This window comes from Psychrobacter sp. CX18 (genome assembly GCF_057396215.1).
Window position 1 is genome coordinate 274,290 of record NZ_JBXYJH010000005.1, and the last position, 14,271, is coordinate 288,560.

The 14,271-nt window shown below is 41.3% G+C and carries 12 protein-coding genes; 9 read left to right on the forward strand and 3 right to left on the reverse strand.

What is annotated here, in order from left to right:
* Positions 1–60 precede the first annotated feature (60 nt).
* Positions 61–1,725 carry an ATPase gene (locus AC2SLT_RS06365; protein ID WP_486546790.1) on the reverse strand — a complete coding sequence of 555 codons (1,665 nt, stop codon included), beginning with the start codon at positions 1,723–1,725 and terminating at the stop codon, positions 61–63.
* Between the two features lie 411 nt (positions 1,726–2,136).
* Between AC2SLT_RS06365 and AC2SLT_RS06370 the strand changes: the two genes are divergently transcribed.
* The 6 genes from AC2SLT_RS06370 to argF all read left to right on the forward strand — a co-directional run bounded on the left by AC2SLT_RS06370 (position 2,137) and on the right by argF (position 9,448).
* Positions 2,137–2,814 (forward strand): DUF8198 family protein, encoded by a 678-nt coding sequence (locus tag AC2SLT_RS06370; RefSeq protein ID WP_486546791.1) that lies wholly within the window; start codon positions 2,137–2,139, stop codon positions 2,812–2,814.
* A gap of 342 nt (positions 2,815–3,156) precedes the next feature.
* Positions 3,157–4,356: a bifunctional demethylmenaquinone methyltransferase/2-methoxy-6-polyprenyl-1,4-benzoquinol methylase UbiE gene (ubiE, locus tag AC2SLT_RS06375; RefSeq protein WP_486546792.1), complete on the forward strand. Its 1,200-nt coding sequence runs from the start codon at positions 3,157–3,159 to the stop codon at positions 4,354–4,356.
* Positions 4,357–4,460: 104 nt separating this feature from the next.
* Complete coding sequence (locus AC2SLT_RS06380; protein ID WP_486546793.1) at positions 4,461–5,165, forward strand: ubiquinone biosynthesis accessory factor UbiJ; 705 nt, start codon at positions 4,461–4,463, stop codon at positions 5,163–5,165.
* 277 nt (positions 5,166–5,442) lie between these two features.
* Positions 5,443–7,086 (forward strand): ABC1 kinase family protein, encoded by a 1,644-nt coding sequence (locus AC2SLT_RS06385; protein WP_486546794.1) that lies wholly within the window; start codon positions 5,443–5,445, stop codon positions 7,084–7,086.
* A 112-nt stretch (positions 7,087–7,198) separates the two neighbouring features.
* Positions 7,199–8,365 carry an alanine racemase gene (gene alr / locus AC2SLT_RS06390; RefSeq protein WP_486546795.1) on the forward strand — a complete coding sequence of 389 codons (1,167 nt, stop codon included), beginning with the start codon at positions 7,199–7,201 and terminating at the stop codon, positions 8,363–8,365.
* Positions 8,366–8,527: 162 nt separating this feature from the next.
* On the forward strand, positions 8,528–9,448 hold the full coding sequence (gene argF / locus AC2SLT_RS06395; RefSeq protein ID WP_486546796.1) for an ornithine carbamoyltransferase: 921 nt from the start codon (positions 8,528–8,530) through the stop codon (positions 9,446–9,448).
* Between the two features lie 169 nt (positions 9,449–9,617).
* Here argF and AC2SLT_RS06400 read toward each other — a convergent pair whose 3' ends face one another.
* Together AC2SLT_RS06400 and rpiA are read right to left on the reverse strand one after the other, a co-directional pair.
* A complete protein-coding gene (locus AC2SLT_RS06400; RefSeq protein ID WP_486546797.1) occupies positions 9,618–10,433 on the reverse strand; it encodes an alpha/beta fold hydrolase in 816 nt (271 codons plus the stop codon).
* A 151-nt stretch (positions 10,434–10,584) separates the two neighbouring features.
* Positions 10,585–11,244 carry a ribose-5-phosphate isomerase RpiA gene (rpiA, locus tag AC2SLT_RS06405; RefSeq protein WP_486546798.1) on the reverse strand — a complete coding sequence of 220 codons (660 nt, stop codon included), beginning with the start codon at positions 11,242–11,244 and terminating at the stop codon, positions 10,585–10,587.
* 368 nt (positions 11,245–11,612) lie between these two features.
* Between rpiA and ilvA the strand changes: the two genes are divergently transcribed.
* The 3 genes from ilvA to AC2SLT_RS06420 all read left to right on the forward strand — a co-directional run bounded on the left by ilvA (position 11,613) and on the right by AC2SLT_RS06420 (position 14,205).
* Positions 11,613–13,166 (forward strand): threonine ammonia-lyase, biosynthetic, encoded by a 1,554-nt coding sequence (gene ilvA / locus AC2SLT_RS06410; protein ID WP_486546799.1) that lies wholly within the window; start codon positions 11,613–11,615, stop codon positions 13,164–13,166.
* A gap of 43 nt (positions 13,167–13,209) precedes the next feature.
* Positions 13,210–13,710, forward strand: a complete 501-nt coding sequence (locus AC2SLT_RS06415; RefSeq protein WP_486546800.1) for an energy transducer TonB — start codon at positions 13,210–13,212, stop codon at positions 13,708–13,710.
* Between the two features lie 78 nt (positions 13,711–13,788).
* Positions 13,789–14,205: an RNA-binding S4 domain-containing protein gene (locus AC2SLT_RS06420; RefSeq protein ID WP_486546801.1), complete on the forward strand. Its 417-nt coding sequence runs from the start codon at positions 13,789–13,791 to the stop codon at positions 14,203–14,205.
* Positions 14,206–14,271: the final 66 nt, after the last annotated feature.

The window sequence follows — 14,271 nt, forward strand, 5'->3', positions numbered from 1 at the left end:
AATCAATATTATAACTTAAAACCATTTTTTTAACAAAATTGTCATACTTTAAAGCACCGTCTAAACTTTTATATATTTTTCAAGTTGAGCAATAGCATGGTCTAATACTGCCAAACGTGCTGTTCGCTTATCATTGGTCGCTACGACATGCCAAGGAGCGTGCTTAGTATTGGTTCTTGCCAGCATATCAGAAGCTGCTTGAACATAGTCGTGCCATTTGTCCCTATTACGCCAGTCATCCTCGGTCAGCTTAAACTGCTTATGCGGGGTATCTTTTCTGTCTTCAAATCTCTCAAGTTGTTCTTGCTTATCAATGGCCAACCAATATTTTAAGATAATTGCGCCCTTAGCCGCTAAGTCACGTTCCATACGGTTAATTTCTTCATATGCTCTCTGCCACGCATCTTCACTAGCAAATCCCTCTATACGCTCCACCAATACTCGTCCATACCAGGTTCTATCAAATATTGCGATGCGGCTTAAGCGCTCTTCTTTTAAGTCCGGAGAAAACATCGGTAACCGTTTCCAAAACCGCCATAAATAAGGATGTTGTAGCTCAATTTGATTGGGTGCTGAGATATTATAAATTTGATACTCACGCGGATCTAACGGAGATACCAAACGCTTTATCGCCCCACCTTTACCGGCAGCATCCATCCCTTCAAAGGCGAAAATAACATGATGATGATCACCGGTGTGTTCGCCTTTATCACGGGCTTTAGAGGTGCGTCCACGGAGCAATTCTGCCAAACGAGTTTGTTTTTTTACTAATGCTTTTTGATATTCTGACTTATCTATATCCTGATCATCGATATTGGTTAACTTATCAGGCACATCTGCCCATGAAAAAGCGGCATTTATATGACGGGATACATCCGTTATTAACGGGTGTTTACTATCATTTTGCTGACTGCTCAGCAAAGCTGCCTGCGTCGCATGCAATACCTCATGGCAAAAATGTATATTAGCCTCTTCACTGTAGTCCTGATCCAGATTCGATTTCTTTTTAGATTTTTTATTATTAGGTTCACTACCGTCAATGATCACCCAATCGGAATGTTGACTTAAAATAATTTTGGCTATTTTGTTAAATCGCTGTACCTGCTTTTTATCATGCCAGTCCATATGGTATAACCATCTAGGTTCTTCAAAGTCATTTTTTAGGCGATGCTTTAACGTATCTTCATCGATATGGAACCAGCATTTTAATAACTTGGTATGGTTATTGGCTAAATCTGTTTCAAATTCAGCTAGGATATTTAACTGCTCACGCAGATATACTTCCCATGGTTCGGGAATATCGGATTGCTTAGCCTCTTTATTCCCGTCTTTATTACCGTCTTTCATTAGGGCTAAAGCCCCTCGAATTAAGTCAGCATACCAGTTGCCAAAGTAAGTGGTTATATTGCCATGTCTAGGTAACTTTGGGGCATGAGACTGCCATATTGGCTCATAGTTACTAGGGACAACACCAACTGTAGCCTCTACATTTAATAACCTTGGATCGACCCATTGTCTTAGCTGAGTGACTGCAGCGCCTTTTCCCGACAACTCCATACCATTGACCAATACTAGCAACCCTGTGGCTTGACCCACATTGCGGGTTTCACGCAACGCGTATTGAGCCTTTACCAACTCTAAACGCAATGCATCTTCGTCCATATGAAACTGACTTAATGGATCGGCTTCAATGCGTATCTCTTTATTGTTATTATTTTCAGACATTTTCATTCCTTTTTTATTTATAATTAGGGTCTTTCATATAGATTCTCTTATATAGGGTCTCTTATATAGGGTGTTATAAAGCTCTACCATGACATAAATTTAAGACAACATCTACTAGGTTTCAACATAAATTTAAGTCAATTATAGTAGTAGTAATTATAGTAGAGGTAATCATAATTAAGTTAGGGCCTGTTAAAGATTTGATTTGTCTTTACCAGCGTTTTTAAATTTGGTCTCCTAAGTATCAGTGCTGATAATAAACGACACTCTGCAATTTAGGACTTTATCATTATCCCTACTTGATTATATGCCCCAGAACAAACTACACTCTCTACTGAAACGTCAACCCGAATATTTTTATCTTAAATTTTTTCTACCTTATATTCATTTTTAAAACTTTGGAGTCTTTAAATGTCTGCATTATCAGAGCTAAGTGTTCATCTTAAAGAATATTGGCAATTACCCCACCATAATAATCCAGAGCTTGCTACTAAATTAACACAAGTGCAGTCTTGGCAAAAAGATCGGATTCGTCATACTCATGCAGAACTGTTCTCTGAACCCAAAAATAAACCAATGGCTGAGTATTTTCTGAATCATCTGTATGGTGGTGATACGCTTAACCAAATCGTCAGCCAACTTGAAAAGATTGTGCCTAAAGCCCGAAAATTAGAAAAATTAGCCCCTACTGCTGCTTTAGAAACGGGTACTATGGGCATTGAAACGGCTATCACCTCAACCAAATTAGATCTAAAATTAGCCGAGTGGTTGCTTAACAATGATTTAGAGGTCAATGAAGCGAATATGCATGCCGCTTATTTAGCGGTGGATGATGAAGCAGCGCGACGTCAACAGATTGAAGATTTAAAGCAAGTTTGCTACCGTAGTGATAAATATCTTAACTCTTTTATTTTACAAAAAGGGTTTAAACTGGCTAAGAAAAAGGCATATAAGTATAATCTGCAACCTTTATATGATTTCATTGGGTCAGGTTTTGATGCGATGAAACCTCTTAAAAGTGTTGCCAGTTTTATTGATCCATTTTGCAAACGTGAACTTGAAATTATCTCTGACGTTCATTCAGACTAAGAACTGCAAATAACACGGTTAATTCTTTCAAAAATACCCTATACACCCAATACCAGCGACTGTCCTCTTAGCGTTGGTATTGTATTATAATGGTTTATAAAGCATGCTATTAAAAGTGATTAATAAGCACGATTTATCAACATCATCAATAAGCATGCCTTACTTATTTCATGTATTATTATAGTTATAGAGACTTAAGTTTTCGAGACACTAGTTTTCGACTTTAGTTATAGAGATTATCAATTATCTAAACTATTGCTTATTTACTATCTATTTACTCTTATCTCATTACCCCTTATCCTCTTCTCACTGTCTAATCCATAATTAAAATCAGGACTTATAATGAGCCAACATCATAATCAATCCGATAACAAACCCGATAATCAGGCAGAAAATACTGCCAACCTTCAAAATGATTTGGTTAAAAAAACGATCAATGACCATCAGCAAACCAATGCCAAAGTGCAACAATCACTTCAATCTACTGCTCAATCTGAGCTAAACAACTCTCAGACGAATAGCTCTCATACAAATAGCACATCTACCAATCCTAACGGCAAAAATAATACAGTGCTAAACGATCAATTCAGCGATATTTCTGACTTGCCAGCAGGCACGCCTCAAGGCCAACTAACGACTCTACCGTTCACTAACTCAAACACTCAGACCCAAGCCAACTCTAATAAAAGAGCAACCCATCAAGCACCTTCTGACAACGGCTATGGTACTGGTCAAAAAGAATTACCCCGCTTTAACCCAAAGGACGATATCAATAACCCCCATACGCCTGACACTGATGGGTTAGAAGAAACCCACTTTGGCTACAAAAAGGTCAAAAAAGCTGAGAAACAAGCCCGTGTCGCTGACGTATTCACCTCAGTCGCTAAAAAATACGATATCATGAATGACCTCATGTCCTTTGGTATCCACCGCTTATGGAAGCGCTATACCATTAGCTTATCGGGTGTGCGCGCCGGACAGCATGTGTTAGACATTGCAGGCGGTACGGGTGATTTGGCCAAAGCCTTTAGTCGTGAAGTTGGACGCACTGGTAAAGTAGTGTTATCAGATATTAATGCCGCTATGCTTGATGTCGGCCGTGAACGTCTGATCAATGCTGGCTGTAATAATGTCGACTTTATATTGGCAAATGCTGAGACCCTTGCGCCATTTGAAGACGAGAGCTTTGATTTATTAACCATTAGCTTCGGACTCCGCAATGTTACTGATAAAGATGCGGCGCTACGGTCTATGTACCGCGTCCTAAAACCAGGTGGTCGTTTGCTGATTTTGGAGTTCTCAAAGCCCCTATTTGAGCCCTTGTCAAAAGCCTATGACCTTTATTCTTTTACTGCCTTACCGCTTATGGGTAAACTGGTCGCCAATGACTCAGAAAGCTATCAGTACTTGGCCGAATCCATTCGTATGCACCCAGATCAACAAACATTGAAAAACATGATGGAAAATGCAGGGTTTGTGAATTGTGACTATCACAATCTGACAGCAGGTATCGTTGCGGTTCATCGTGGCTTTAAAAAATAGCGGATTTAGAACGTGTATCTAGAAGCCATATTTAATTTACAACAACAACGTACTACTGACTCACTTAGAACCTATATTCACAACCTACTTACTGGGTAAATGTCATGATTACAGTGTTACTTTTAACCGGTGTTGAAAAGCTTGTCAATTTTGCACTTCTTAGCGATCAAATCACCCAAGCAGGACTTGCCCCTTTGGCAGGAAAAGTACTGCGTCTCTCGATTGCTGTACCCAATTTTAATGTCGATATTCACTTTCATGACGATCATATTAGGCTTGAGCCTGTCAGTACGATACAAAACAGTGTCTTTGAGTCGCCATCGCATCCTGATATAGAGCGTCAACAAGCGTGGCAAGAGTATGCGTCTATCGGCAGCAGCATACCGGACTGCACGATTAAAGTGAATAATATCGCTGAGCTTTTAAATTTATTGCGTGACAGCAGTGGTAACCTGCCTATTGAGGGTGACTATAAGGTACTTATGCAAGTCAAACAACTGATGTCAGGCTTTAATCCTGATATCGCTAGTCAACTTGAGCCCCTTATTGGGAGCTCAGTGGCGATGCAACTCGGCTTACTTATCAATCACCTCAAAGGCAATGTCGGTAGCACCGCAAAGCATGCATTTAATGATGTTGCTGACTGGGCCAATGATGTTGCGGGGAATGTGGCGCCTGACCCAGAGATGCAGGCTGAGGTCAATGATCTTAAACAGCAATTGCTTAAGCTACGTGCCGATGTCGAGCGTGAAGAGGCGCGGTTGGCAATGATCAAAGCCGAACAAGCACGATTACAACAGCAGTCTTAGTAATCAATATGCAGTTACAGGACTGTTTTTTCTAGAACCCATTGATAAATGACATTCATAACAAAGTAGCCATTAAATAGATGACCTATCTATTTAATGGCTTTTTTGATGCCTTAAAGATATGAACATTGCTTAAACGAATATAAACCTCACCTTGAATTAAAATACTCAAGTCCTGTTAGCTGCGTAAAATTTTACAGGGTCTGTTTATTCTTAAATTAGGCGGGGCATGGTATGATATTCGTTATCTTAATGACTTGAGTGAATCCACCACACTATGCTGTTATCTCATCGCAAACGTCTGCTTGAAATTTGGCGCATCGCCGCCCACTATCGTCTAGACACTCACCTGCCTTTAGAAGATGCGCCGCAACTGCAATCTGTCGTGCGATTGATCAAATCGCATCCCGCTGCCTGGGGTCAAAAGCATCATCCTAATGGCGTGAAGCTCGCGCTTGAAGAAATGGGCACGCTATTTTTAAAGCTGGGTCAATTATTATCAACCCGCCGTGATTTAGTGACACCTGATATCATTAAGCAATTAGTACAGTTGCAAGACCGCGTCAAGCCCTTCGATGTAAGTATCGTTATTGCACAGATTGAAGATCCTAAACAGGGGTTGGGACAAAGCATTAAAGATCTCTTTGCACGCTTCGATATCAAACCCTTAGCGGCTGCCTCTATTGCCCAAGTTCATACCGCTGCCTTACATGATGGCCGTGAAGTGGTGGTCAAAGTAGTACGACCTGATATCAGAGAGTCTATTGTCGCTGACTTTGAGCTACTTCGAGATATGGCACAATGGGCGTCTGCGCGTATTGAGGCGGCTCGAGCAGTTCGTATTATCGATGTCGTAGAAGATTACCGCCAAATCATGCTCAATGAGCTTGACTTAACCTATGAGGCGGATAACACCACTAAGATGCGAAATAACTTCTTAGGCTCAACGATGATGTATGTGCCAGAAGTATATGCAAACGCTAAGAATGTGATGGTTATGGAGCGCATTCATGGTGTCCCTATCTCACAGACAGATGTTTTCGATGAGTTGGGCTACGACCGAGCAGCGCTTGCTGAAAAAGGCTTGACCATCTTCTTTACTCAAGTATTTCGAGATAACTTTTTTCATGCGGATATGCATCCAGGTAATGTCTTTGTAGAAACCTTGCCAAAAGATGCCCCCGAGCCTTATCGCTACTATCCAAGATACATTGGACTTGATTGCGCCATCATGGGAGAGCTGTCAAAAGACGATCAAATGATCGTTGCCCGTATGTTGTTAGCAGTGATGAACAATAACTTCTCAAACTTAGTGGACATCGTTAGCCGTGCGGGCTGGATACCGCCTAATACCGATAAGCATGCCCTAACCCGAGACATGCGCCGCACTGTGGCACCCATGGTATTAAAGCCTATCAATGAGATAGACTTTGCTGGCGTATTAATGCAGATTTTAGATATCGCACGCCGACATCATATGAGCATTCCGCCTCAGCTGATGCTATTGCTTAAAACCTTAGTGCATGTCGAAGGACTTGGACGTGATCTATACCCTGAGTTAGATATTTGGTCATTGGCCAAACCTATCCTAACGGGCTGGGTCAAAGAGCAGTTAGATCCAGCACGCAATATGCGTGAGCTTAGAGAGCAGCTGCCAGAGCTTATGCTCTCGACCGTACAAATACCAAAACTGTTGGATCAGAGCTTACAAAGCATGGCTTCTCAAGGGGCACGTCAAGATCAACAACTGCGTGAAATACAACAAATCCGTGCGGATATGCTAAACGATAGACGCCGAGACTGGATTGCCTTAGCAGGATTTGTCATTAGTGTTGCGATAGCCACGCAAGTATTTGGTTGGTTAGCGCCGTTATTTTATATTTGTGCCGTTTTATTTGTACTCTGGCGCATACTGGGTTAGCCTGTAATGACCAGTCGTGAACTCCCTTGAGCCAATCCTAATTAATAGCATGAATGTCAAATTAATACCAATAATAGCCTTATCGTCTATAGCAATTGAGTAAGTAATCACTATGCGTAAAGCTTCCATCACCATTGATCGTAACGCCCTAACCCATAACCTCACTCAGGTTAAAAACGCCCTCTCTGGGTCAACCAAAGTATTGGCAATGGTCAAGGCTAATGCGTATGGTCATGGTATTGAGGCATGTATACCGGCTCTTGAACAAGCTGATGGGCTAGGCGTGGCCTGCTTCAGTGAGGCGCTACGTATTCGTCAGTTAGGCTGGGAAAAAACCTTGGTGCTCATTGAAGGTGTATTTAGCGAAAGTGAATGGGTTGAAGCGATTGCGGCGCACTGTCAGAGTGTGATTCACGATCTACAGCAAGTCCAGTGGGCTGTCAATCACATCCCTGAGGGTGATTCTGCAAGTCGTACACTATGGCTAAAAGTCAACACGGGTATGAATCGTCTAGGGTTTGAGCCTGCACAACTGATTGAGGTGGCTCAGCGTTTGGTAAACGCTGGATACAAACTGATTTTAACCAGTCATTTCGCCAATGCAGACGTCCCCTCCCATCCGTCAAATGCTGAACAAATTAATATATTTAAAGCGTCCTTAAAGCAGCTTCAAGTTAACGTTGATCCCTCCATTCAAGCATCACTGTGTAATTCTGCAGGCTTCATTAACTACCCTGAATGTCACTTTGATTGGGTGCGTCCCGGCATTATGCTATATGGCAGCTCACCTTTGGACAATATCACAGCTGAAAGCCTGCACTTAAAACCCGTGATGACGTTTGAGGCTTGTATTATGACAATACATAATATATCGGCCGGTACCCCTATTGGATATGGTAGCCGCTATGTCGCCGATCGACCTTTGGTAAAAGGGGTTGTTAGTATCGGATATGGGGATGGCTATCCAAGGGTGGTCGATAGTACAGCTTGGGTTAGTGTACACTCTGAGTCAATTAATACATCAGATGCTACAGCCGACTTGAACCAAATAAACCCGCATACTACCTATAAGTGTCCTGTCATTGGCAGAGTTGCTATGGATATGATTACTGTCGATCTAACAGATATCCCTCATCCAAGAGTGGGGGATAATGTTACCTTATGGGGAGACGCTACTTTTGGTGTGCCTAGTGTCGATGAGGTTGCCCTTTCAGCAAACACTTTAGGATATGAGCTTTTATGCAGAATGACTCAGCGACCTAATAGACATGCTATTTAGTGTCTTATTAAGTGTTTTCGTTTTACCGTCAACTGTCTAAAAACAGTGTAAGTGTTTTCACATCAGTCAAAATTTCGCTATACTGACAGTTTACAGGTTTGCTTTTATTTGCAGTGTATTGCCCTAATAGATTGTTATTCATAATTATTTAAAGAGATTCTCATGAGTGTGCGACATTTTTTAACTCTCCTTGATTTGTCACCAGCCGAGCTTGAAGCTTTAATTAAGCGGGCAAGTGAGCTTAGAAAAATGCAACACGCCGGCGAAGTCTACCAGCCATTTATTGGACGTACGCTTGGAATGATTTTTGAGAAGTCATCCACACGCACGCGCATATCATTTGAAACAGGTATGGGTCAATTCGGTGGACATGCCATTTTCTTATCGCCAAAAGATACACAGCTTGGCCGTGGTGAGCCTATTGAAGACTCCTCTCGCGTGATATCAAGTATGGTTGATATCGTCATGATACGAACCTTTGAGCATGAAAAGATTGAGAAATTTGCTGAATACTCCTCTGTCCCTATCATTAATGCATTGACGGATGACTTTCACCCTTGCCAGCTTCTAGCGGATATGCAGACGTATTATGAACATCGGGGCAGTATTAAAGACAAAATCGTCACTTGGGTCGGTGATGGCAATAATATGTGTTCATCATTTATGACAGCAGCCAATCAATTTGGCTTCGAGTTAAGAGTAGCGGCGCCTTATGGGTTTGAGCCCGATCCTGATTTGCTTGAGAAGTTTAAGCACTGTGTCAGTCTGGTAGATGATGTACAAGATGCTGCCAAAGATGCGCATTTAATTGTCACAGATGTATGGGCCAGCATGGGCCAAGAAAGCGAACAAAGCACACGTGCACGCCGTTTTGCGCCCTATCAAGTGTCGCCTTCTATGCTTGATAAAGCTGATCCAGAAGTGTTATTTATGCACTGCTTGCCTGCACATCGTGGTGAGGAGATCTCTCATGATATGTTAGATGACCCTCGTTCAGTTGTTTGGGATGAAGCAGAAAATCGACTGCATGCCCAAAAAGCACTGATGGAGTTCTTACTTAAAGATAAAATCAAACTCAGCTAATGTATGTTTGAGTTCTATAATATTTTTTAAATGCCATAAAAAAGCTGAGTATATGATAACTTCTCAGCTTTTTTTATTTTTGAACTTTACACATTCAAAGGGTGACTTTTCAGCTTTTTAATTAAAAGTTCACCCATTAAAATAGTGACTCTTTACTGCCTTACTTAGGCTAAGACGTTTGCAAGCTTAAAAACCACTCTATATTTTTATTAACCTGATCGGGTGCCTCGACCGTTGTGGTATGTCCAGAGCCCTGAATGATAGCAAGCTTAGAGCCTTTAATAGCAAAATGTAACCGCTGCGCCTTAGGATATGGTGTTGCTACATCTTCATCGCCTACCATTATTAGTGTTGGTATGGAAATCTGACCAATTTTACTTAACACCTCATCGCGCTCAATCACCCCTCGTGTTGCTAGAATGGCACCTTTCTTATTATTTTTCTGAAGATAGGCAACCCATTCATTCAACTCATCTCGACGGGTTTTGTCCTTCAACACCGTTTTACCAAACATAATCGGTAATATTTTTTTGGTTAGTCTTTTGAGACCTATCCACTTTATTGCTTTAAGAAGTTTTTTGTATTGAACCAGTTTTTCAGGATCTTCAGCGTCTGCTGAGGTATCAAGCAATATCAGAGAACTTAGCAATTCAGGTGACTTTAGAGCAACACGCTGAGCCACATAGCCCCCCATGGATAATCCAATGAAGTGACATTTGCGAATGTTCAGTGACTTTAATAGGGCGATGGCATCATCGGCTAAGCTGTCCATATCATAGCCGGATTTGGTTATTTCAGACTTGCCCTGCCCTCTAAAATCAAAGGCGATACAGCGATAATCTTTTGAAAAATAAGCCACTTGATGATCGTATAACGGCGTACCCCAAAGTAGTCCGTGTGCAAAAACCATGACCGGTTTACTATTATCCTTGGGCGCGCTGTCTTCATAATATATCTGAGCGTTATTGATATTAATATGTGGCATAGTAATGACTTCCTTGTCGTTTGATAAATGATGATTTAATGATAAATCTTAAGGTTTACTACTCTTAATGCTTAATGGCATTCATTTTACTAACACTACTTATTATAGCCTTTAATAAGGCCATAGAAATAACTAAAATAAGATTAAAACACTAACGCTGTAATGTCTCTACACCGCTAGATCTTGCTATTAATAACGTATCTGCTTGTTGCGCTGCAAAGATACCATTACACACCACCCCAACGATATTATTCAAGGTCTGCTCCATCTCACTGGCGCTTGCGATGTCTAAGTGATAAGTATCTAAAATCAAGTTACCATAATCGGTGACAAAACCCTCCCGATACACGGGCTCTCCACCAAGCTTCACCAATTCGCGAGCGACGTAAGAACGTGCTTGAGGAAGCACTTCAATGGGTACAGGAAACTCACGACCCAGCTGTGTCACCCACTTACTTTCATCCACTAAGCATAAAAACTGTTTGGAGGCCGCGGCGACAATCTTTTCACGTGTTAAAGCGCCGCCACCCCCTTTGATAAGCTGCAGATTTGGATTAACCTCATCTGCGCCATCTATATATAAATCAGGCTCACCGACAAAGTTAAGATCCATAACATCAATACCGAGCGCTTCAAGCTTATCCTGAGTCACTTTTGAGCTGGCAACGGCTCCTTTAAGTCTGACTTGAGGCAACAGCTCAATCAAGCAATTGACGGTACTGCCCGTTCCCACACCCAATATCATACCATCATCAATGTAACGTAATGCCGCTTTGGCAACGTGTTGTTTTAGCTGAAGCTGCTGACTCATAAATGCCCTTATTATTCATTAATATGTAACGCTAACTTGGCTTGAATTTGACTTAAACTTTAAGTGCTAATCATAACAAATCTAGCCCGAGTTTTGGTCTATTTTCGAACTAAAAACTAGACTAAATACTAGGCTCTGTGACACACGCCAATGCTTTAAAAGTTATTGTAATAATAAAAGTTATCAATGCAATAACCTATTATCATCAATAATTTAATATCTAAAACTTGCAGTAACAAAAAAAACAGCATACGCTAAACAGCTAACATTATAATCTTTCAACATTTGAATCTTTCACTACTTAATTTCTTAAATACCTGAACAAAACAGTTGAAAAAACCATTCATTAAAACTTTATAGGATAATCTATGCTTTCGAAATGGGTTCGTAATATTCTACAAGCTACCGTATATGATACTGCCATACAGACACCTCTTGACTTTGCACCTAAGTTGTCAGCCCGTTTCAATAGCGATATTCGTCTCAAGCGCGAAGATTTACAACCTGTTTTTTCCTTTAAATTACGTGGGGCTTATAACCGAATTAGTCAGTTGTCTGATGAACAAAAAGCGCGCGGCGTTATTTGTGCGTCAGCGGGTAATCATGCTCAAGGCGTTGCTTTTTCTGCCAGTAAACTTGGTCTAAATAGCATCATCGTCATGCCCACCACAACCCCTGAGATAAAAATACAAGCCGTAAAAGCATTAGGAGGAATTGTCGACTTATATGGTGACAGTTTTGATATTACTAACCAATACGCTATTGAACGCTCTAAAAATGAAGGACTAACTTATATTCCGCCTTATGATGATGAACTGGTCATTGCAGGGCAAGGCACTATAGGGCTTGAAATAAATCAACAATGGCGTGATGTTGATTATGTTTTTGTACCCGTAGGTGGCGGTGGGTTAATAGCGGGTGTTGCCGCCTTTTTAGGAGATGTGGCACCCCACGTTAAGATCATAGCCGTAGAGCCAGAGGGTGCTGCCAGTTTAAAAGCAGCCATAGAGGCTAACGAGCGTGTCAAGTTGCCCCAAGTAAGCTTATTTGTTGATGGAACAGCCGTGGCGCAAATTGGAGAGCTGCCCTTTGAGGTAATGAATCTTTTAAAAAGTGATAACTCAGGAAAGTTAGTAGAACAAGAGGTCGTCACTTGCTCTAACGATGAGGTTTGTGCTGCGGTCAAAGATGTATTTGAAGAAAATCGAAGTATTATCGAACCGTCAGGGGCATTAGCGCTGGCAGGCTTAAAGAAGTATTTAACCGAAAAAGAGCTGACTCATAAAAACTGTGTCGCCATCGTCTCAGGCGCCAATATGAACTTCGATCGATTGCGCTATATTGCCGAACGTACTGAAATTGGTGAGAAAAAAGAAGCCATCTTTGCGGTTACTATCCCAGAGCGTATCGGTGCATTTTTAGAGTTTTGCCGTGATTTAAAAGGTCGCAATATTACGGAATTTAACTATAGAGCGCGTAGTAAAACATCGCCAGACTCGTTAGAGCCTGCTTCGATATTTGTGGGTATTGCCCTTAAAGAAGGGGATAAAGAGCGACATGTCATCGCCAACTCTTTGGCTGAATCTGGATATAATGCCCATGATCTGACCGATGATGATATTGCTAAGTCGCATATTCGATATCTCATTGGTGGTCATACAGGTCTTGAAAATGAACAATTATTTAAGGTAAGTTTCCCAGAACGTCCTGGCGCATTGCTCAACTTTTTAGAGAAATTAGGGTCAGACTACAACATTACTTTATTCCATTATCGTAATCATGGGGCTGCTGATGGCCGAGTATTGGTTGGTATTCATGCCACTGACTCAAGCTCACGTGCGGTTCAGGACACTCTAAAAGACATTGGTTATGAGTGCACCCCTATTACTGACAACATTGGCTATCAATTATTTTTAAAATAACTTATCATCATAGTTATTAACTCAAATATAGAAGAGATTGCCTATGACTTTTCAAAATGGAACAAGATTATCCCTATCTAAATATCTAGCGGCAATAGGGTTGTCAATAGGGTTATTCACAGTTGTAGTCAGTACTGTGACCTCTGCGCATGCCGAGCTAATAGATAATTCTGAAACTCGCATTATGACCGAAGAGCAGGATGAGGAATACTATTTACAAGATTTCGATAATGCTGCGTCATGGAGAGTGATGCCGCACTTTAGGCTTCCTTCACATATTTATTCTAGACTTAAAACTGGCACTTATACCCTGTCTTTAAAACTTTTGGTTAACAAACAAGGCGAGATTGATAGCATTAGTATTGTTAAAAGTAGTGGTGATCAAAGACTAGATCAACTTATGATCCGTCAGATGCGCGTTGCTAAGCTCAATCCCTTTGAAAAAAACGGTAAAGCCATTGCAGGTACAGTGATTGTCCCCATTCAATATGAAATAGAAGGAGCCCCTGAGCTAGAGGGTGAGACAAATGTATCCAATCCCTAGTATTTTAAAGTAGCGCTGGATGATCAAACCCACTCTCATACTTATCAGACATGTCATCATTTATTAAGGTGAGTAACTATGGTAAAAAAATCCGATACGACTTCCCCCTCTAAAGTTCGTTTGGACAAATGGCTATGGGCCGCTCGATTTTTTCGCACTAGAAATCTAGCCAAACAAGCCATTGAAGGTGGGAAGGTTCACTTCGCTGGCAGCCGGGTTAAAACCAGCAAAGAGATTAGTGTCGGTGATGAGTTGACCATTCGTCAAGGCTCTGCCACTGCCATGACTGAGAAAACCATCGTCGTAAAAGATCTATCGACGCAGCGCGGCAATGCCACAATTGCCCAAACCCTCTATGAAGAAACAGAGGAAAGTATTAAGCAGCGTGAATACTTTGCCCAGCAGCGCAAACTAGCCAACCTTGCCCGCCCAGATACCAAACCTAATAAAAAACAACGCCGAGAACTGCAACGTTTTAAATATCAATCAGATTAGGAATGGTATAGGACTCATTCATAAGTCACGATTGAGATCATTTAAACTGATCTGAATATTGAAGAA

Bases quoted from the DNA above. Each gene is read 5' to 3' on its own strand.
- AC2SLT_RS06365 (WP_486546790.1), bottom strand. From the start codon at position 1,725: ATGTCTGAAAATAATAACAATAAAGAGATACGCATTGAAGCCGATCCA.
- AC2SLT_RS06420 (WP_486546801.1), top strand. From the start codon at position 13,789: ATGGTAAAAAAATCCGATACGACTTCCCCCTCTAAAGTTCGTTTGGAC.
- alr (WP_486546795.1), top strand. From the start codon at position 7,199: ATGCGTAAAGCTTCCATCACCATTGATCGTAACGCCCTAACCCATAAC.
- AC2SLT_RS06380 (WP_486546793.1), top strand. From the start codon at position 4,461: ATGATTACAGTGTTACTTTTAACCGGTGTTGAAAAGCTTGTCAATTTT.
- AC2SLT_RS06385 (WP_486546794.1), top strand. From the start codon at position 5,443: ATGCTGTTATCTCATCGCAAACGTCTGCTTGAAATTTGGCGCATCGCC.
- rpiA (WP_486546798.1), bottom strand. From the start codon at position 11,244: ATGAGTCAGCAGCTTCAGCTAAAACAACACGTTGCCAAAGCGGCATTA.
- AC2SLT_RS06400 (WP_486546797.1), bottom strand. From the start codon at position 10,433: ATGCCACATATTAATATCAATAACGCTCAGATATATTATGAAGACAGC.
- AC2SLT_RS06415 (WP_486546800.1), top strand. From the start codon at position 13,210: ATGACTTTTCAAAATGGAACAAGATTATCCCTATCTAAATATCTAGCG.
- ubiE (WP_486546792.1), top strand. From the start codon at position 3,157: ATGAGCCAACATCATAATCAATCCGATAACAAACCCGATAATCAGGCA.
- AC2SLT_RS06370 (WP_486546791.1), top strand. From the start codon at position 2,137: ATGTCTGCATTATCAGAGCTAAGTGTTCATCTTAAAGAATATTGGCAA.
- ilvA (WP_486546799.1), top strand. From the start codon at position 11,613: ATGCTTTCGAAATGGGTTCGTAATATTCTACAAGCTACCGTATATGAT.
- argF (WP_486546796.1), top strand. From the start codon at position 8,528: ATGAGTGTGCGACATTTTTTAACTCTCCTTGATTTGTCACCAGCCGAG.